Origin of the sequence: Nocardioides nematodiphilus, from assembly GCF_020216525.1 — a bacterium.
Taxonomy (GTDB): Bacteria; Actinomycetota; Actinomycetes; order Propionibacteriales; family Nocardioidaceae; genus Nocardioides; species Nocardioides nematodiphilus.
In genome coordinates this window covers 114,627-133,658 of record NZ_JAIWOY010000004.1, presented here as the reverse complement: position 1 = coordinate 133,658, position 19,032 = coordinate 114,627, and the positions used below count along the sequence as shown (strand labels likewise).

General features: G+C 65.9%; 15 protein-coding genes. 4 read left to right on the top strand and 11 right to left on the bottom strand.

Features of this window, described 5'->3' with window-relative positions; translation table 11 throughout:
* The first annotated feature begins 268 nt into the window (after window positions 1-268).
* A complete protein-coding gene (locus KSO98_RS08770; RefSeq protein WP_225284919.1) occupies window positions 269-1,351 on the top strand; it encodes a Fic family protein in 1,083 nt (360 codons plus the stop codon).
* 140 nt (window positions 1,352-1,491) lie between these two features.
* Window positions 1,492-2,406: a nuclease-related domain-containing protein gene (locus KSO98_RS18845; protein ID WP_225284916.1), complete on the top strand. Its 915-nt coding sequence runs from the start codon at window positions 1,492-1,494 to the stop codon at window positions 2,404-2,406.
* A 147-nt stretch (window positions 2,407-2,553) separates the two neighbouring features.
* Here the strand turns inward: KSO98_RS18845 and rplL are convergent, their stop codons facing one another.
* The 7 genes from rplL to KSO98_RS08730 all read right to left on the bottom strand — a co-directional run bounded on the left by rplL (window position 2,554) and on the right by KSO98_RS08730 (window position 10,607).
* Complete coding sequence (rplL, locus tag KSO98_RS08760; protein ID WP_225284914.1) at window positions 2,554-2,967, bottom strand: 50S ribosomal protein L7/L12; 414 nt, start codon at window positions 2,965-2,967, stop codon at window positions 2,554-2,556.
* Between the two features lie 187 nt (window positions 2,968-3,154).
* The gene (locus KSO98_RS08755; protein ID WP_225284912.1) at window positions 3,155-3,718 is read right to left on the bottom strand and encodes a hypothetical protein; all 564 of its coding nucleotides are present in this window, start codon (window positions 3,716-3,718) and stop codon (window positions 3,155-3,157) included.
* Between the two features lie 173 nt (window positions 3,719-3,891).
* Complete coding sequence (locus tag KSO98_RS08750; protein ID WP_225284911.1) at window positions 3,892-4,875, bottom strand: RelA/SpoT domain-containing protein; 984 nt, start codon at window positions 4,873-4,875, stop codon at window positions 3,892-3,894.
* A 28-nt stretch (window positions 4,876-4,903) separates the two neighbouring features.
* The gene (locus tag KSO98_RS08745; RefSeq protein WP_225284910.1) at window positions 4,904-6,094 is read right to left on the bottom strand and encodes a nucleoid-associated protein; all 1,191 of its coding nucleotides are present in this window, start codon (window positions 6,092-6,094) and stop codon (window positions 4,904-4,906) included.
* Between the two features lie 408 nt (window positions 6,095-6,502).
* Complete coding sequence (locus KSO98_RS08740) at window positions 6,503-7,489, bottom strand: hypothetical protein (protein WP_225284909.1); 987 nt, start codon at window positions 7,487-7,489, stop codon at window positions 6,503-6,505.
* A 43-nt stretch (window positions 7,490-7,532) separates the two neighbouring features.
* Window positions 7,533-10,109 carry a DEAD/DEAH box helicase gene (locus KSO98_RS08735; protein ID WP_225284907.1) on the bottom strand — a complete coding sequence of 859 codons (2,577 nt, stop codon included), beginning with the start codon at window positions 10,107-10,109 and terminating at the stop codon, window positions 7,533-7,535.
* A gap of 345 nt (window positions 10,110-10,454) precedes the next feature.
* A complete protein-coding gene (locus tag KSO98_RS08730; RefSeq protein WP_225284906.1) occupies window positions 10,455-10,607 on the bottom strand; it encodes a hypothetical protein in 153 nt (50 codons plus the stop codon).
* A gap of 614 nt (window positions 10,608-11,221) precedes the next feature.
* On the opposite strand from KSO98_RS08730, the gene KSO98_RS08725 reads away from it, so the two are divergent.
* On the top strand, window positions 11,222-12,115 hold the full coding sequence (locus KSO98_RS08725; RefSeq protein WP_225284905.1) for a DUF2971 domain-containing protein: 894 nt from the start codon (window positions 11,222-11,224) through the stop codon (window positions 12,113-12,115).
* A gap of 363 nt (window positions 12,116-12,478) precedes the next feature.
* On the opposite strand, the gene KSO98_RS08720 is transcribed toward KSO98_RS08725, so the two are convergent.
* Together KSO98_RS08720 and KSO98_RS08715 are read right to left on the bottom strand one after the other, a co-directional pair.
* Window positions 12,479-12,766 carry a hypothetical protein gene (locus KSO98_RS08720; protein ID WP_225284904.1) on the bottom strand — a complete coding sequence of 96 codons (288 nt, stop codon included), beginning with the start codon at window positions 12,764-12,766 and terminating at the stop codon, window positions 12,479-12,481.
* A 3-nt stretch (window positions 12,767-12,769) separates the two neighbouring features.
* Complete coding sequence (locus tag KSO98_RS08715) at window positions 12,770-13,018, bottom strand: helix-turn-helix domain-containing protein (protein WP_225284903.1); 249 nt, start codon at window positions 13,016-13,018, stop codon at window positions 12,770-12,772.
* Between the two features lie 107 nt (window positions 13,019-13,125).
* Between KSO98_RS08715 and KSO98_RS08710 the strand changes: the two genes are divergently transcribed.
* Window positions 13,126-13,794: a helix-turn-helix domain-containing protein gene (locus KSO98_RS08710; protein WP_225284899.1), complete on the top strand. Its 669-nt coding sequence runs from the start codon at window positions 13,126-13,128 to the stop codon at window positions 13,792-13,794.
* Here the strand turns inward: KSO98_RS08710 and mobF are convergent.
* Both mobF and KSO98_RS08700 read right to left on the bottom strand, forming a co-directional pair.
* On the bottom strand, window positions 13,791-16,316 hold the full coding sequence (gene mobF / locus KSO98_RS08705; protein WP_225284897.1) for a MobF family relaxase: 2,526 nt from the start codon (window positions 16,314-16,316) through the stop codon (window positions 13,791-13,793). The genes KSO98_RS08710 and mobF overlap by 4 nt on opposite strands.
* A 253-nt stretch (window positions 16,317-16,569) precedes the next feature.
* Window positions 16,570-18,990 carry a GmrSD restriction endonuclease domain-containing protein gene (locus KSO98_RS08700; RefSeq protein WP_225284895.1) on the bottom strand — a complete coding sequence of 807 codons (2,421 nt, stop codon included), beginning with the start codon at window positions 18,988-18,990 and terminating at the stop codon, window positions 16,570-16,572.
* Between the last annotated feature and the right edge of the window lie 42 nt (window positions 18,991-19,032).

Here is a 19,032-nt window from a genome sequence, read left to right as displayed (position 1 = left end):
TGATCTACTCAACTTCGGGTGCGTTCGCGCTTGCGGTCGACCTTCTGCAGGCCGCCGCTCGGCCGGTGTGTCGGCATGGCCGGCGCGCCGGCTCTGGACGCGACCGCGGGCATCCTGGCGGTGAGCGCCTCAGCTGCGCCAGCGAAGGGCAGAGCGCGGGCGGGAGGCCGCGTCGGGACATGTCACCAAAAGTGACACGTTCCGCGAACGTGTTAAGTTTCGCGAGAAATCTTAACGCGTTCCTCTGACGTGTTGAAGGAGCTGACATATGCCCTGGGACCCCGAAGTTCCCTTCAACGACCTGCCGGCGCTGCCGCCGGAGGGGATCGATCTTGAGCCGAAGGTCGTGCTCAAGGCGACGGTCGAGGCGCGCGCCGCGCTCGCCACACTCGCGCAAGCCGGGCGACTGCTGCCCAACCCGAACATCCTGATCCACGCGGTCCCGCTGCTCGAGGCGCAAGCAAGCTCCGAGATCGAGAACATCGTGACGACGGCCGATGAGCTGTTCAAGCACGTCGAGTCGGGCGGCGGCGACCACGCCACCAAGGAGGCGCTCCGTTACCGCAGCGCACTCTTCGCTGGCGTCGCGTCCATCAGGGCGCGTCCGCTCATCGCGTCGACAGCCTCCAAGATCTGCTCGCAGCTTCACGGCCGGGAGATGGATGTGCGGGCGATGCCAGGCACCCGGATCGCGAACCCGACAACGGAGAAGATCGTCTACGCCCCACCGGAGGGCGCGGACGTCATCCGCGAGAAGCTCGCTGATTGGGAGCGTTTCATCCATGCGCAGGACGACCTCGATCCGCTGGTCCGCATGGCCGTCGCTCACTACCAGTTCGAAGCGATCCACCCGTTCCACGACGGTAACGGGCGTACCGGCCGTGTCATCAACATCTTGATGCTGATCGAAGCGGGCTTGCTCGACGAGCCGATCCTGTACCTCTCCCGGGCAATCATCGCGCGCAAGAACGACTACTACCGCCTCCTGCGAGCGGTGACGGCCGAGGGCGCGTGGACCGAGTGGATCCTGTACATGCTCGACGTCGTCCGGGAGTCGGCAGAGTCGACGACGAGGAAGATCAGCGCGATCCGCGACTGCCAGAACGACATCGCCGAGCGTGCACGGGCGGCCACCCCTGGTGGCCGTGACGCCCAGTTCCTCGACGTACTGTTCGAGCAGCCGTACTGCCGGATCAATACCGTCGCCGAGCGCTGCGACGTGTCCCGGCAGACCGCGTCGGGGTGGCTCCATGCCTCGGTTGAGGCAGGCCTGCTCAGCGACATCAAGGTCGGGCGCGAGCGCCTCTTCGTGAACCACGAGTTCCTGCAAGTGCTCACCCGCGCCGAGTGAACGCGACTCCGGCGTGGCACTGCCCGCTTCCCGGGTGTCACATCCGTACCGAAATCGGTACGGGTGTGACACAGCTTCGCCGAATCCGCTGCTGGCGACGGCCCCCGCTGGCACGCTGAGCGAAGTGGAGGGAGGACGTCGTGACGGAGTGGGTAGTGCGCCGCTGGGCGCGGTACGGGCACGAGCGTCTGTACGCCGAGACGCCCGGCGGGACTGCGCTCGGATACCTGGACCTCAAGACCGGGCGCTATCACTCCGACGACCCGACGAGCCTGCCGCTGCTGGAGAAGGCGATCGGCGACCACCTCGCCGAGAAGCAGTCGGTTGAGGTGCCCGCGCTGGCGATCGCTGATCCAGTCGAAACGCCCGCGGACGGTGTGCTTGCTGCTCCTTTCGCCGCCGAGGAGCGTCCTGTCGAGCCAACTGCACAAGCGTGGGAAGACCTCGGCGCGCATCAGGCCGGAGTCTCGCTGCGGGAGCAGGCACTGCTCGCGCGAGAGGGGACCGGAAAACTCAGGCACTTCTTCAACCGCCTCGTTGATGCGAAGACAGACGAGCGCGCGTGGCGGATCGGCGCCGACGGGGAGGAAGCAGTCGCTGTTCAGCTCGCGAAGCTCAGGCCGGAGTGGCGGGTCATCCACTCGATTGAGGTCGGCAACCGTGGCTCGGACATCGACCACGTCCTGATCGGCCCGGGCGGGGTGATCACGGTGAACGCTAAGAATCATCCCGACGCCAGCATCTGGGTCGGCGGTGACACCTTCATGGTCAACGGTCAGCGGGTGCCGTACGTCCGCAACAGCCGCCACGAGGCCAAGCGTGCGAGCCGCCTGTTGACCGAGCAGGTCGGCTTCCCGGTGACCGCGCTCGGCGTGATCGCGGTGATGGGCGCCCAGAAGGGTTGGACGATCAAGAAGCAGCCCGAAGATGGTGCTGTCGTCATCGTTCAGCGCCGCCAGATCAGCCACTACGTCGCGAAGCTCCCGCCGCGCCTGACCGACCGCGAGATCGAGGCGATCTACGAGGCCGCCTGCCGCTCTACGACCTGGCGGTGAGGCGAGCGTCATTCCGCCCAGAGTGACGCACGCTATGACTGCCGGGCCCAAACGATCTGACTGAGAGCATCCGAGTCCCGTCCACAGCTTGTCAGTTGCGAATCCGGGTCCGGCTTCGAGGCGTCCGAGTTGGTCGCCTCGAAGCCTCTACTTCAAAGTCACCGTTGCGCCGGCTGCTTCTAGCGTTTCCTTCGCCTTGGCAGCTACTTCTCGCGTCACACCTTCTAGGACTGGCTCAGGCGCATTTTCGACCAGATCCTTCGCCTCCTTCAGGCCAAGCGAGGTGAGTGCACGGACTTCCTTGATGACATTGATCTTCCTGTCACCCACAGCTTCTAGGACGAGATCGACCTCGTCCTTCTCTGAGTCCGCGCCCCCGATATCGGCCGCGCCATGTTCCCGGTGGTCGGGTGCCGCAGCAACGGCTACTCGAGCCGCGGCTGTAACACCGAACGTATCCTCGAATTCCCTGACAAACTCCGAGAGTTCGATGAGCGTCAGATTTTTGAACGCATCGACAAGTTCGGCGGTGCTGAGTCTGGCATCGCTCCGCGTCTCCATCGTGCGACGGTCTCGCCTTGGGTTGACGCCTGGAGGGCGTGGCCACGCGGGACGGGTCGGCACCTGTGGGGGCACGTCTGGTTCACCAGGCGTGCTCGGCTCGCCGGGCACCTCACCTGGTGTCTCGGGCTCGTCGGAAGGATCCGCCACAACCGCCTACCTCGCCAATCGCGTTCGCGGAAGGACTCTATCCCCTCGCCCAGACCAGCGCCGCCCAAATCAGTAGTTGCACGAAGCCGGAAGTCAGAAGCGCGAGGTAGACGTGGCGGAGGCGGCCCAGTCCCACCTCGTTTGCCTCCGCTCGTTCGTCGTTCAGCAAAGCAACTTCTTTCAGATAGTCGACTTCGTCAGGGGCGTGGATCTGCGGCTCGATCCAACGGATCAGGTCTTGCGCAGATAGCCGCACCGCCCAGCGCCACTCCTGGGGCTTCTTCTCGTGGACGACCACACCGAGGAGGATCGCCCCGACAAGCAGCAGGGTGACGACCGACATGGCGCTCCCAACGGTTGCGAGAGCGTAAAACCACCCGTCTCGCTGACTGTCATTAAGGCCGGTTCCAACGAGAAACGCAGTACCAGTTCCGATGAAAGCGAGGAACTGCATCGCGCGAGACCTGACGTGGTCGAGTTCCGCAAGCTGGTCATCGATCGCTCGGACGCTCTCGTCATACGCGACCTTGTATAGCGCGAGCGCGTCCGGCCTGGTCCGGTTGGGGCGGTCAGGCTCCGAGTTCGCGTTCATCTCGGCCACCCATCAATCCTAGCCACGTTGCGGGCGCTTGGCTGCCCTTCCGTCCTTCAGAGCGTCTCGGGACCGACAGAATGAGCTAGAGTGAACCGACGAAAGGCTGGCGGTTGTCGTCGTCACGAACCGGCCTGCGATCCGGTCGGGATGGCTACCGCCTTCGCGTGTTTGCAGTTGTCCTACTCGGCGGGGAGCGGTGTCCCGGCGCTGATGGCGGTGGCGCGCACGACGTCTTCGAGATCGGTGTTCGCGACGGCGTTCAGGAGCAGGTACGGCTTGGCTCGTGCGCGTTCGAGGACGAGGAGCACCTCGGGCTGGGTAAACAGCCAGTCGGCCTGGTCACGGTAGCCCTCGGCGTTATAGCTGTGAGCCTGGATGACCTCGGCGATGCCGGCAGTGCTGCCGCAGTACTGGTCGACCAGGTCGGTGACGGCCAGCTTCTCGCTGTCGTCATAGGCAGCCATGAGGATGGCAACGATGGAGAGGTCCTTGGCACCTTCGGCCGGTTCACCGGATAGCCGCTCGTATGTTTCCTCGAGCTTCTCGAGGGCGACGGCCTCAACGTACATGGGGAGCTTGCCGCGCTTCTTGAAGAGGCGGTGGATCTCGTCGTCAAACACCTCGACGAAGACGGTAAGCCGGTCAACCAGGCGGCGCATCCTCTTCGGCGGGACGACCGCGCCCTTGTAGGTGAGCTTGTGAGAAGCGACGGCCCAAGCGTCCTGGGCACGGGTCCGGATCTGAACCTCGCAGGTAATGCGGCTGCCTGCATGGTCAACGGCGTTGCCGCTCTGGATCTCGACGTGAATGCCAGGGTAGAAGAGCTTGTCGTGCTTGCCCGTCTTGCGTTCGGTCTTGAGCACGGTCCACGGGCCGTCGGAGATGAGTTGGGTCGCTGCGTCGCAGTCCATGCGGCTGGTGCAGATGACACGGACGCCGACTTTGTCGGTGATCGAGTCCCAGGTCCGGGGCTCGTTGGGTCGTTCGCGGAGCTTGCGGATGAGGCTGCGGGCGGTCTTTACCCTGCCGATGACATAGTGCTCGGGGACCTGGCCTTTGAGAAGGGTGGCGACGGTGCCTTGGTAGTGCTCCAGGGCTGCATCGAGGAACGGTTTCGCCGCCTTGTACGTAGCGGCCGGGTCGAGGTTCCTGGAGTCGCTCACGCGCCGGACCTCCGCAAGTTTCGGGAAATCACTTTGGCGGGCCGGACGGCGAGATGTCGTCGGGGAGGCCCTTGATGACGACCTGCTTCTTCTCGGGGTCGACCTCGACGCCACCGTTGTCGAAGGCGTTGCGGGTCGCACGAACCTGGACCTCGCCCTCTTGGAGGTCGAGCACGATGCCGCCGATGCGGCTCTTCACCAGCGTGGTGTCCTTTCGGAACGCTGCCCTGACCTCGGGTGGTAGGGCGGCGGCGAAGTCGTCGCGGTCCTCGGGATCGATGAACTGGGTCAGGAACTGAGTGGTGTTCACCTCGTCGTTCGGGCTCTCGAGGAGCGCGACAAGTGCGCGCGTGTAGCGGACCTTCTTGTCGGGATCGACGTTCGCGTTGATGTGCTTGGTTGCTGAGTCCATGAGGTCTCGGGTGAGCTTCTCGGAGTTGAACCGCAGATCCATGCCGAGGAACTCGTGCAGGAAGTAGTCGGCGTATGCGACGCCGTTCTGTTTGTCGACCATCTTTCCGACCACGGCGCCGTCGTCGCGAACCCATAGCATCGCGATCTTGTAGACCTTCGAGTTCTTGCCGACGATGAGTTCCCCGATGTGTTCGACATCGAAGGAGACACTTCCGGGTGCGCCCTGGTGGCGCATGCGGACGCCTTCCTGGTGCTCGGCCTTCATGATGATGACGCTCGGCCCGTGCCCGCACTCGCCGACCGAGGCCATGAAGATGCCGGCCGAGGCAGCACCAACCTGGCTGGCGAACATGTGCTCGGCGATGGTGCGGCTGTGCTCGGGCAGCGTGTCGGGGTCGGCGAGCATCTCCTTGACCAAGCTAGGGACGAGCGCCAACCCAGGGTTTCCGTCCGAGACGGCCGGATCAGGGACGGCCACGATGTCTCGCCCGCCGGGGATGAACGGGGCCAGCATCTGGTCTCGGATGAACCGATCGGTGTTGGGATCCAGTGGTGTCAGGTCCTTCGACAAGATCACGGCGCCGTCCGGGTTCGCGCGCCGGCTCCCGCGCGGGACCTCATGAACCATCGTGCCGCCGAGCTTGATGTTCCCGATCTCGGGCATGCGAACTCCGTTTCCTATCCGTAAACGGCATTGAACCGAGTCGCTGCCCGCGCCGCCTGAAAACGGGTAAAACGACTCCCGACCGCAAGAACAGTTCGCGCCGACGGGGTGTTGCCCAAGGCTCTGGCAGCCGAGGCTCACGCGTAGGCCCTCCCGTCCGAGGTGAGGGCGTAAGCGTTGGAGCCAGCGACGACCACCTGCGTCACGGCCTTGCCCACTCGGGCGCCCCACGGCGGTGGGCGTGTTGTAGACCTGCGAGTTGTTGCTCGAGCCGTCGAGCCAGCCGAGCGGGAGGCCGCCACCGTTGTTGCCCCACGAGCAGAGCCCCCGTCGGAGGTTGATTGCGAAGACGCCGTCACCGCTGGCACCGCCGCTTTCCCAACCACCTCAGACGGCAAGGTCTACTTGTGGGGCTTCGACACGTCCGGCTACGCCCTCGGCAACGGGACCGGCGCGAGCGTCACACCAGTAGCGGTCACCATGGCCGGTGCGCTGGCCGGGAAGACGGTGACTCCACGCCGATCGACCGCCCCCTGCTCTAGTGACGCACTACTCGAGCTGCGCTCGACCGACGAGTTCGACGTCATCGCCCTCGACAAAGATCCAGTCCGCAGAATCATCGACCATCCCCCACTCCGCGTTGAACGCTCCTCGCATCGTGCCGTTCGCCGTCGCGAACGTGATGTTCTCAGCGATCAGATAGCCGTACCGCTGGTGCTCTCCCCCGTACAGCCCGTCCTTGCCTTGTGGGTAGCTCTTGAACTTCTCCACGTTGTACTGCGGGTCAAGCAGGTGAATGAACGCCTTCTCGGCGTCAGCCACGACCTTCTTCTTGTAGAGCGCCCAGGCATCGCCAGCAGTGTCCGTCGTCTCGTCGCCCGGCTCCATCGTGCGAAAGATGGTCGGCTCGACTCGGAACGGAAACAAGATCAGTTCGTCGGTCACCCGTGACCCAGTGCGGCGCGGCCACTCGCCGGACAGGATCCGCTGACGAGTCTTGTGCGCCTGGGCGAAGAGCCGACTGAACGTGTCCGACTTCTTTGCGATACCGACATACAGCAACTCATAGGTCGCGAAGTCTCGCAGCTTCTCGAGGCCGGTGATGCCGGCGACGCCACGACCCTTGTCGTGGAGCAGCTTCTCGGTGGTGAACCACTCGAAGGGTTCGAGGTCACCCTCTTCGACCTCCTCCTCCGTGCCGGGCCAAAGACGAACGAACTTAGGCCCCAAGTCAGCGGTGACGGTTTCGGGCATCTCCCCTAACAGGTCGGTCGCCAGCCGCTCGATGTCCAGGGTGGCGTGATCGACGAAGGGCTCGCCGCCCGCACCTTCGCCCACCACTCGGAGGGTCCAAAGGGTGCCGTCTAACTCGATGTCGTCGAAGAAGACTTCCGGGCGCATGGCCATCATGTAGAAGTCGCTTTCGCGGAGCAGCGCCTCAACTTCAGGGTCATCTTTGACCGAGTCCGCCTCGTAACTCGAGACAGGCGGATAGACGAGGTGCAGCGTGCTCAGCATGACGTTCATGTCGGTCACGACGTCGATCTCCTCTGCTTGTGGGCCGTACGTAAGCGCCGCATCATTCGCCGGGCCGGATGCGCTCCTGGGCGAGCCGGTCAACCACCTGGGTCGGCAAGCACCCGTTCTCCGCCAGCGTCGCTTGCACGTGACGCCTCAGGACGTGGGCCGGCTCATTCCTCGCCGCAGCCGCCAGCAGGTCAGCCCAGACCGTTTCGACATCGCTGGCGATCTGACTCACCACGTTAGTCGAGGCGAGGTAGACGTTCGGGTTGGCGACGGGTGCGTGGTCCGGAGAGACGCTCAGGCGATCCGACACGATGATCGTCGGGCTCCCGGCCGGCGCGTGGTCGACGCCTTGGTCTGTCGCCAGCTGGTCGAGCTGCGTGTTGGCCTGTCGGATGTCCTTGAGCGGCAGCAGGCCGTCGGATTGCTCCTCCGACTTCGCCTCGATCGTCAGCCACAGCGCCGAATCCCAACGCCAGGCCGAGTCGCACCTTCCCTGCCCGGCGGGCTTGGCAGCCTCAGAGCCGAGGAAGTTCCCGAGCGTGGTCAGTCCGACCTCGTACGCCACGGCCTCGTCCTGGGCCAGCACCCCGCGCATCTCGGCCAAGTTCTCCTTGATCTTGTTCGGCTTGAAGTTGCCCGTGAGCCGGGCGACGAGGTTGTTGACCGCCACGGCGTCGGCAGCAGCCAGCGGCACCTCCTCGGCGCCGGGCAGCCCCTGCATCTCCTTCAGCCACGTCCCACGTACTGATGCCTTCGCGGCGTTGCGAATGAGCTCCCGCGAATGGGCACGGTGCGCCTCACTCTCGGCGCCAAGGTGGAGCCAAACACCGGCCAGGTAGAGCAACACTCCGCGGTAGCCCCGGGTCGCGTCACCGCCCTTGCCGACCGCCCGCGCCGCGTCCTCAAGCTTCTGGCTGGCCGCGATCCAGTCTTCGTTGAAAGCCAGCTCCCACGCTTCGACCTCGAGCGTCGCGGACTCACCGAGTGCCGCAGTGCCGGGCGCCTCGACCTTTTCTGCCTCCTCGCGGAACTCGGCGACCAGCGGCTCACCGCCCTCCATCCAGTCGGCGTCGTGGTCAAGGAAGATCCGGACGTTGTCCAAGACATCAGCCGGGTCCTCGCCCTTGCTGTTCTTCCATCCGAACTGGACCTCGGCCTGCAGCTCGGGCTCCAGAGCGGTCTGGTTCTCCCGCCGCGAGAAGTACCGCATGATGTCCGTGCCGACTACGACCACCACGGCGTAGTCGTTCGGGCCGCGGGTAGCTCGTCCGGCACCCTGAACGATCCGCGTGCGTAGCCGCTCCGCCAGCGCGGCACTAGCCTCTGCCCGCTCGCTGAGGAACTTCTCCTGGAGACTGACAGCGTCGGGCTTGCCGCCCAGTACCACGATCCGGCAGTCGTCCCCCGGCAGGTCCATGCCGTCATACCGGTTCGCCAGACCCAGCACTCCCGTGGGCGCCTTGGCGAACGTCGCGAGGCCACGCTCGACGACGTCCTTGCCGAACGCCGGCACGCCCTTACCAGCGAGCTCTCGCGCAACCTGCTCGGCGACTGCCGTCGTCGTCTGGCTGAGCACCAGAGCCTTGTTCGTGACGCCCACGATGCTCTTGGTGACGCCGATCGAGTCGCCACCCTTCACGAGGTCGGGGAAGACAAACAGCCGCCGGCCGGACCGCGGCGGGGTCTTGGACGGTAGCGGCATCCGCGTGATCTCCGGGCGGCCGAAGGCCCGCTCGAGCTCACCGCCGGAGCCGAGGGTCGCCGACAGGTAGACCCGCTGGCCAGCTCGGGAGAACACCTTGTTCTCGAACGTCGGCGGGATCATCGGGCGAATCTGGATGCCACCGTAGGAAAGGTAGACGCAACAGGAGGCGAGGCCGCCGCGAATCATCGCGAGCTGGAACCGAAAGTCACCTCCGAGACTCGACAGCGCCTCGTCGAGTTGCACCATTGCAGCCGGGACCACCGGCGGCAGGATGAGTCGCACCTGGTGATGTGCCCCGGGATCCGGAGCGCCCTGAAGCCGCTGGATCTGCAGACCCGACAGGAAGGGCCGCAGGGCGTGCAGGACAGCCAGGTAGGCCGCCGCCTCCTCGTGACGGCGAATCGTGATGCCGTACTGCTCGCCCACGAACTGCTCGCCGGCATGGGCGTCGTCGAGCACGATGAGGCGCGGCACGGGCAGTTTCGGGTGGCTGTTGAAGATCGAGCTGTACGTCGTGATCGCGATGGCCTCACCGCCCTCAACGTCGGCTTCATCTGTCGGATCCCAGGCGTGGTGACTGCCGACCAACAGGCGCGCGGGTACCCCCTCGGTTTTGGCCGTCGTGAACACCTGGTCAGCCAGCTGGCGAGTCGGTGCCGCGCAGAGAACTGACCCCTCGGCCTTGCGGCGCACCCACTCAGCAATGAGCAGACCGGGCATCGTCTTGCCCGTGCCTGTCGGGAGCTCGAGCGCCAGATCAGGCGTGTCCACATGCTGCGCGGCGTAGGCCCGCAGCACATCGCCCTGATGGATCCAAAGGCCGCTCACGGCGTCGGCCGTCCGCGGCAGGGATCCGCGCAGATACATCTCCTCAGGAGTCTCGAACTGCTGCTGGACCTTCGTCGTCTTGCCCTTGAATCCCACGGTCAGGACCTCCCCCGTCGTTGCCCACGGGCACCGCGCTCCGTGGGGCGTGGCTCTGTTCTTCCAGCTTCCGCCAGTTCGGTATGCGAACGGACATCATGGCTTGGAAGCGTTTGCCGTGCGTCTTGGTAGCGCAGGTGCAGCAGCTCGTGGACGATGACGTAGTCCTAAAAGGACTCGTCCGTGTCAGCGCGTTCGTAGGCGAACGTCGCCACGCCGTCGCTGATGCACGAGCCCACTTCTTTGGCATGCCCGCGATCTCGCCAGGCTCCGGATTGACCTTGAGCCGGAGGGCCCAGGTCATGGCTCGCCGCTTCAGAAGCTGGTCGGGATAGAGGGACGACATCAGTTGGTCTCCGTCTGCTCCAGGACCTGCATGATCTGCCCGAGCGCGGCCGTGCGCTGCTCGTCGGGCAGGCTGATCGGCCGCTCCAGCCGAGCAGACGGCTTCCGCACCCGCGAGGGCGACTCCCACCCGGCGCGCGTCGAAGTCGCCACGGGTCATCACCGCTTCGACCGCGACCCGGGCCGTCGCCCGGTCCCAAGGCAACCGCCGACGCCGATCGATCACTCGATCCATCCGGAGATACAACCCTGGGTCGCCGGATCGCGTCCGCCGCGGAGGCCCCGCGGCAGCGAGAAGCAGCAGTAGGGACGACAACATCTCGCGGTCGCTCAGCGGTGCGCTCGCCGCAACCTCCGGCCAGCCATCCCATCCCACATCGGCGGCGAAGGCACGATCGACCCGATCACGTTCGGGCTCTAGATCAGGCACCTGGCCGAGTATGCCCGACACGATGCGCCGGACGACGTCCCCGAGGCGGACGGCCACAGAACAGTGCGCGGATCAGCCGCGAACCGATCGCCCGTAGACATACATCTAGTAGCCGCGATCGTAGACGCGAATCGGGTAGGTCTCGGGCGATCGCTTGCTCGCTTCCTACGCCGGGGGACGCGAGCGCCTGTTCATCGTCAGAAGCGACGTGCAGCAATGAGCAATCCGGGGCTACGACCAAGTAACTGGCGACTCATTTGGCCGAATGCAGGGCCAGAGCCCAACTCGCCACATAGCATCCGGGAGTGCCATCGATGCGTAGACCCTCGAGTACCTGATGGTGGAGGACAGCGACACGAAGCTCTACCACTACGCGACCAGCGAGTCGGCAATCAACGGTATCCTCGCCAACGGCACATTGCGCTTATCGCCACTCCGTCACACCAACGACATCTGGGAAAGCGCCGTGTTCAGGCCCGGGCTACTCAATCCACCACCCGCTGCAAGCGACACTGATGCTGACCACCTTGCTCGTTTCGCCGAGCTTGATCCTCTTTGGAACCGACTTGACGATCAGTTCCGATCCTTCAGCAAGCTTGCCTGCCTGGTAGAAGGAACGAGCACCTCCACCGGCCTGATGGACGGCTCGCCTGGGTGGGCGCACATCGCCATGTGGGCTCATTACGCTGCCCGACACACCGGCGTCTGCTTCGAGTTCGACAGGAACCGACTGATCCAAGCCTTCGCCGAGGCAAACGACATCCCCGGAAGAAGATTGGCCGGACGTGTGATCTACGTCGACACAAGTACCGTTCTGCCGGACCTCGATCTCCGGCTCGTGCCGCCAAGTACTGAGGAATCTCAGGCCGTCGCGTTGAGGTACATGACCGACAACGCTGATCTTCTTTATTTTCAAAAGCACAAAGACTGGGAAAACGAAAACGAGTTCCGTCTGTTGACGATCGACGCAACGGACTCATTTTCCTTCATTCCGATCGCCGACGCATTGACTGGTGTCATCGCGGGCCAGAGGTTCCCATGGGGACGTATGCGAGAACTCGCGTCAAGCACACACAAATTCCCTAATGCGACACTCACGCGCGTCATATTCTCGTCTCGCCAATCCATACGACTCGAGGTGCCCGACGAGCTCTTACCAACCGCGCGGCAAGACCCTGCCGACAGCTCCATCGCGCCGCTCGATGCAGATCATCCGTTTCGATCGGAGTAGGTGCGCGCGACCGCCTACACATACATGGAGGGAACGACCACTTACGACTTGAAGCCCGGAGCAAGACATCACTTCGTGTCGGCCACCCCGGGCAAGCGCGGCCTTGCCGGCTCCGGCAATGCCGCCTCAAGGCGACACATCCCGCAGCTAGGCGCGTCACAACGCCGCGTACCGTCCGGGTGCGTCACAACGCCGCGTACCGTCCGGGTGCGTCACAACGCCGCGTACCGTCCGGGTGCGTCACAACGCCGCGTACCGTCCGGGTGCGTCACAACGCCGCGTACCGTCCGGGTGCGTCACAACGCCGCGTACCGTCCGGGTGCGTCACAACGCCGCGAATGTGTTCCCTCGCGCGCCGCGAGATCACCCCGCTCGTCTACGTTGCTTCGGTGGCGGGAGCAGCGAGGCGAGGTCAGCCCGCCGCGACACCGGCGCCTTCATCGACTCCGCGATCAGCTTGTCCTCCCACTCGAGGAGCTGATCGAGGCGCCAGCGCATCGGGTGTTCCATGATCGGCGGCGGGACGACGGTGCGGTCCTTGAGGTTGCGATAGCCCTTCGTCTTGCCCCAGCCGTAGCGGGCGAGGACGTCGTGCGCGTCGAGGAAGATGTGCCGCGGGTCCTCGGGGTCGTTCTCGTGATGGATGACCACGACTCAGCCCAGCTTCCTCGGCGCCGGCAGGACAGGCCGCACCGCTATCCGCTGCTGGCGGATGAAGGCGCGTACCTCGCCGGCGGTGATGTAGAGGCGGCGGCCGATCTTGAAGTAGGCGGGACCCTCGCCCTTCTGGCGCCACCAGCGCAGCGTGTTGATCGAGATCCCGAGGACCTCGGACGCCTCTTCGAGAGTGAGCAGGTCGTCATCGTGGCGGGCATGGAACGGTGTGTCGCTGTGCGAGTTCATCGAGACCTCCGGTCGGGCGAGGGAGGCCGGCTACCTCCCTTCGGGAGGTAGGTGTTGACGCCTCGCCATGCAAAGGCACTTTTAGATCCAGCTGGGTATGGTGAAGTGTGGATCCGGCTCGTCTGATCAAGACGGCACGGCGTGCGAGTCGTATGACGCAGGCCGAACTCGCCATGCTGGCGGGCACCTCGCAGGCGACGTTGTCGGCGTACGAGCGGGGGACGAAGGCGCCGTCATTGCAGACGGCATCGCGCATCATCGAGGCCACGGATCACGAGCTGATGCTGCAGGCGCGGGTCGACTGGATCGAGCTGCACCCCGAGGGGATCGTCCCGTTCTGGGTGCCCGACAAGCTTTGGGCCGTCCCGCCGCCGTACTGCTTCGTTCTGCTGTGGCTCCCTGACTTGATCAGGCCGGGAGCGGACGACACGTGGAATCTGTCGAAGCGCGATGAGCGGCGCCGGGCGTACGAGATCCTCATCCGCCGATGCCTCCCGCAGCAGATGCTCCGGTGGATCGACGGTGGCCTGCTGGTCGACCTGTGGGAAGAGCTCGAGCTGCCCGATCCGGTGCGCAAGGCATGGGAGCCGACGATCCAACGGGCGCTGTGGCCGAAGCGGTGGGGGAAGGAGAACTCGCTGCGCATGTCGGAGGAGACACCGACTGCGCGCATCCGGGACTACGGCAATCTGCCGAAGCTCAAGGGGAAGCCGTGGCGGCAGAAGCGGACCCGTTTCGATCCGCGTCCACCGCAGCCGCCCGATCCGGACGATTAGAGACTGAGGCCTGGGACGTCGCGAGAACTCGAGGGTCGGAGGGCGACGTCGTCCTCGCGCTGCCAGGTGCGAACCGTCTGCGGGCGACGCTTCGGCGCGCTTGGTCCGTACCTCTCGATGGCCTCGCCAGCAAGCTTGCGCGCGTGTGTCGGCCCGAGGTCGGCCCGGTCGCGGACGAAGACCTCGACCCACTGGCGGCGTGCGTCGTCGACCGACTCCGCGACGAGGTGCGCGACGTTGTGCTCACGGCCGCGGGTCATGCCGACGTACGCGGACGCGGCGCCGGTGTGGTCGCCGATCAGGACATGCGCCGTCCGGACGGTCGAGCCTTGGGCGCCGTAAGCGGTGGTCGCGTACGCGAGCTCGACGTGGTTCCGGACGTACGTGGGCGGCAGGCGGCGGGTGCCGGAGTCGCCTCGGATGGTCAGCCCACTGTCGTCGGCGCCGATGACGGTCCAGGTCTCGCGGTTGGCGACGTCGGTATCGCGGTCGTTGCGCCGCGTCGTGATCCGATCACCGACTCCGATCCGGTCGCCGGCTGCGGTCGCGACGGCATCGGACACCTGACCGGTCATGGCCCGGAAGCGATGGGCGGTCGTGTTGATCCGCCCGACCTGTTCACGGGTGTCGGCGACGACGAGTTCGCCGTCGGCTGCCCGGAGGGCGAGGCGATCCTGGCGTTCGACGTCGCTGGCATGGATGACGATCTCGCCACGGTGCAGCAGCTCGTCGAAGACCTCGCCGGGCTCGTTGCCATCACGCATCTTGAGCGACAGATCGGCGTAGGCGGGATCAGCGAAGCGGCGTACGGCATCGAGGGAGCTGACCCGCTCCGGCGCGTACCGGATCGCGAGGTCGAGAACTCCGCCGCGCCCGACCGCGGGGAGTTGGTGACGATCGCCGACAAGCATGAGCTTGGCGCCCGTCTCGTCGGCTAGGACGAGGAGCGCGAGCGCGGTGTCCTGATCGAGCATGCCCGCCTCGTCGACGACGAGAAGATCGTTGCGGTGGATCTCGGCGGCGGCCACCGGCGTTGCAGGCACGCGGCCCCACCCATGGTCGTCGTCCCAGCGGAAGCCGTGCTGATGGAGCAGCCACGCGGCCGAGTGCGCCCCTGTCCCGACCTCGGCGGCCGCGACCTGGGCGGCCTTGCGGGTCGGCGTGACGACCAACATCCGATGGCCGCTCGCCTCGACCTTCTGTCGGTAGGTGGCAAGCCGCCGGGTCTTGCCGGCGCCGGCCGCGCCTTCGAGGATCGCGATGCCGGTCGCCTCGGCGCGGTGCTCGATTAGTTCGACGAGGGCGTGCTCGACGGTGAGTACCTCCTCGGAGGTCAGTGCGCGCACGTGCTCGGGCACGTCGCCGCGGGCGAGCAGGGGAGTGGAGGCGCCAACCACTCGGGCGGTCAGATCCTCGGCAAGCTCGCGCCGGATCGGGCCGTCGACCGTTTCGCCGGTCGAGGCGAGCAGCCGTTCGACCTCGCCACGGGCGTCGGCGGCGTTCCAGGCCGAGTGCCGCGAGCCAAGCCGGATCAGCGCGAGATCGACGAACGCATTCCTATCGATCGTGCCCGGTCGGAGGGCGCCGCCGTACGCCGCGCTGGTCGGCGCCTCGAAGCCGAGGTCGTGCAGCTCCTCGACCCAGTGCCTGCGCAGGTCGTCGCCGGAGGTGGGCACGATCTTGTCCGGCCGCGCGTCCGCCCACGCCCGTCGATCCCAGATCTGTCGCAGTGCCGGCCCGGGCTCGTCGCCCGGGTGCTCGGTGCGCCAGGTGGCTTCGTAGGCGTCGATGTTCGCCTCGATCTGCCGGGACCGCGTGCTGAAGGCACCGACGTACGGCGCCAGCTCGGTGATCTCGTCGGTCTCCGGATCGAGGGTGAAGCCGTACGCGGCGAGCGCCGCCCGGAACTCGGGGTCGGTCATCACGGCCGCGTGGCCGATGCCGTTGATCGCCTCAAGGCTGTCGCGGACGCCGACGGTGTGAATGCCGCGCCAGGCGCCGGCGGCGCGGACCCGGGCGTTGATCTGGAGGTGCAGGTGGCGGTGGGGATCGCCGGCGCGAGAGGTGTAGTGGCGTACGACCGCGGCCTCGATCTCCTCGACCGGGATCTGCAGCTGTCGCCCGCGCGGCCCGATCCGGGTGGTCGAATGCTCGGCCAGCCAGCCGACGATCTCCTCGGCCGCGGCCATCTGCGCGCGGTCGTACGCCTCGGCGATCTCAGGATGCAGCGCCGCCGCGAGCGACCAGGTCTTCGGTCCGTTGACGGTGACCTCCGCGAACCTGACGCCCTGCCCATCGGTCCGCAGTCGCCCCTTCGGGTGCCCGGTCTCGAGGGAGATCCCGGCGACCCACTGCTCGTAGGTGTCGCCATCCATGTCTGCGCGGTGCTCGATGGCATCCGGGGTGGCGGAGATCCGCATCGCGACGCCGCTGCCCTCGGCGAGGTAGTAATCGTCGGCGCGAGCGCGATCAGCCTCGACGTAGTGCCGCGCCGCAGCTGCCGCGCCCCGGTAGACCTTCATCCCGCCATGCACCCGAGATCACCTCCATCAACAACCGTTGGTAACCATAAAATCGCAGGTCAGACGCCGTTTTGTACCCTTCCTTCGTAGCATGCGTGCCGCCGGAAGTGGAGGTGAGAAGGGGGCGGCTGAGGGAGGAGTTGAGGAGCCGTTGATGGTTGGCGATGAAGGGTGAGGGAGGGCAAGGCGCGGGGAGTGGAGAGAACGCCGGAGATGGGGGATGGAAGGAAGGTTGTGGCTGACCGTCAGGCCGTCAGTCGGCGTCCTCGATCAGCGTCGTGAGCGCCTCGCTATCCAGGCGCTGCTCGCCATCGGCGACGCCGTCGACCAGCCGAACGCCTTCTTCAACGAGCAGATCCGCTGGCTTGCGATCATCGTTGGGATCCGACCAGGCGAATCCGGCGGCGACCCGTCCGTCGGAGGTCAGCACCCGCCACGGATACGAACACTGCTGGCACCGGGTGATGTGTGTGCCGAGCGGCTGAGGAGCCGTCCCGATCGCGTCGGCGAGGTCGCTGTACGACGTCCACGTGCCGGCGGGGAGCGCGGCGAGGATCTCGTGGAGCCGGGACCAGTCGAACCCGGCCGGCTTGTCGGCCTTGTCGCCGCGGTACTGCGCACGGACATCGGCGAGCCGACGTCCGTCGGCGAGTTGCCAGAACGTCCAGCCGTTCGTGGCCCGGCCGCCCTTTGCGTGGTAGCCGGCACTCGACGGGCTCGTGTAGGTCTTGCCGTCGACGCCGATCTGGCCGTCCGGGAGCACAGTGGCCTCGATGCCCTCCCACCGGCCAGGTCGCGACGACAGGACGGTGCCGGCCTCGAGTAGGCCGGCCGCGAGAAGGTGCTTGACCTCGACCCAGGCGTTCTCCTTGGCCGGTGCGTCGCTGATGGAGCCGGCGTGGCCCTCCGGAACGGGCCAGATCTGGAGCAGCAGGTCGGTCAGAAGGGCGGTGCGCTGATCGATGGCGGCTTCGTCCCAGCCTTCGGCATCGCGAAAGTAGCGGTTCAGCAGCATGACATCGTTGGCGAAGATCCGTTCGCGCTTGGTGCTCCACGGGCCGTTCGAGATGGTGCTGTTCAGGCTCGAGGTCAGCAGCGAGAGGTTGCCGATCCGGTGGACGTGCTCGCTGCGGGCAAGCTCGGCCTCCAAGCCGCTAACAGCCCAGCTCGCCTCCCACTTCTGCGGCAGGACGTGCTCGATCGGATATCCGAGGCGTGGCACCTGCGGGTAGTCGTACTTGGCACGCAAGTGGTCCTCGATCGCCTCGAGGAAGAAACGCATCCGGCCGCGTGGGTATCGCCGGTACGCCTGTTCGGTCCTGAGGTGCTCACGGACTTCGTCGTCCCCTGGCCAGTAGTTTGACGCAACGTTGAGTCGGCTGAGGTGATGCCGGACGCTCGCGACCAGTTCGGCAGCCGGCGTGACCCTGTTGCTCTTGATGATGTCGGCGACGATGCGCCCCAGATCAGCGGAGGTCAGTCGGAGGATCTGGCGTCGCACCACCCACGACTCGAGCATCCCGAGGACCTCGTCGGCGATCGTGGAGGGGATCGACAATGTCGGATCGTAGAGCCAGATGATCGCCGGCTTGAGGAGCTCCACCCCTCCAGCGGTCATCCGGTAGAACGCGATCTCCGGGCGAGTCAGGATGTGGGAGCTTTCCGCGGCGTGCTCGTTCCAGGTGCGGTAGAGCTCGGCCTGGGCCTTGATGGCGAGGAGCAGTTCGGACATATTCATGCCGGCCTCGTAGTCGACGTACGTCTTGAAGCGGACGAAGGTCTGGCGCGGGCTGACCTCCTCGCCGAGTCGGCTCCCGAGCCACTGACTGAGGAACAGCGAGCTGCGGCTCATCGTGTAGCGACCGACGCTGACCTCCTGCTCCCAGAACTTCGACTCGAACGGCCAGTCCTCGGCGTAGGCGCGCCGGGTGTCGGCGCCCTCGGCTTCAAGGCGCTGGAAGACGAAGTTCTTGATCAGGTCGGCTGCGGTGAGGGGGGTGCCTCGCGCGTTCAGGGTCTCGAAGATCTCTTGCGAGTTCTCCTGAGCAAGCAGGTCGATCACGACGAGCTGGAGTCCTTGGCTGACGGACTGCGTCAACGCGTCGGCACGGGCTCGTACGTCGTCGGCGTCCCCGAGCCAGTCGTCGATCCGACCGACGAAGTAGGCATGGGCACGCGTGATCCGGGATCCGGCGTGCTTCAACGACTCATGCACCACCGGGACTTCCGCGTCCATCACTTCAAGGAACGCGTCGCCGTCCTGGTTGGTGTGGGCGAGCTTCAGGCTGGCTTCAATCACGCCGGCGCGCCCGGGGTTGTGGGTCAATGCGGCGAGTTGCTCTGCGTGGCCGTCGAGACCGTGGCTCTCGAACACGGCCGCCGCGGCGTCGATGAAGAGCTGGAGGGTGGTGAGCCGTTGCTGCCCGTCGATCACGTTCTTGGCCGGAACCGTGCCTTGTTGCCCGTCGAGCGCCTGGAGGACGACGGCGCCAAGGAAGTGCGTCGGTTGCGAGTAAGGATTGTGCAACCGGAGCTCGGCGAGACGTGAGATGTCCTGCCACAGCGGCAACCATTGCTCGGCCTCGTCCCACACGTAGGGCCGCTGGAAGAGCGGCACCACGAGGTGCTGGGGGAGGTAGAACACGGCTTGCGGCGTGAGCACGTCAGTCTTCACCTTCTGCAGGCTAGTGCTGAGAGCAGTCGATTCGGGTGGTTC

Bases quoted from the DNA above. Each gene is read 5' to 3' on its own strand.
- KSO98_RS08770 (WP_225284919.1), top strand. From the start codon at position 269: ATGCCCTGGGACCCCGAAGTTCCCTTCAACGACCTGCCGGCGCTGCCG.
- rplL (WP_225284914.1), bottom strand. From the start codon at position 2,967: ATGGAGACGCGGAGCGATGCCAGACTCAGCACCGCCGAACTTGTCGAT.
- KSO98_RS08725 (WP_225284905.1), top strand. From the start codon at position 11,222: ATGGTGGAGGACAGCGACACGAAGCTCTACCACTACGCGACCAGCGAG.
- KSO98_RS08715 (WP_225284903.1), bottom strand. From the start codon at position 13,018: ATGAACTCGCACAGCGACACACCGTTCCATGCCCGCCACGATGACGAC.
- mobF (WP_225284897.1), bottom strand. From the start codon at position 16,316: ATGAAGGTCTACCGGGGCGCGGCAGCTGCGGCGCGGCACTACGTCGAG.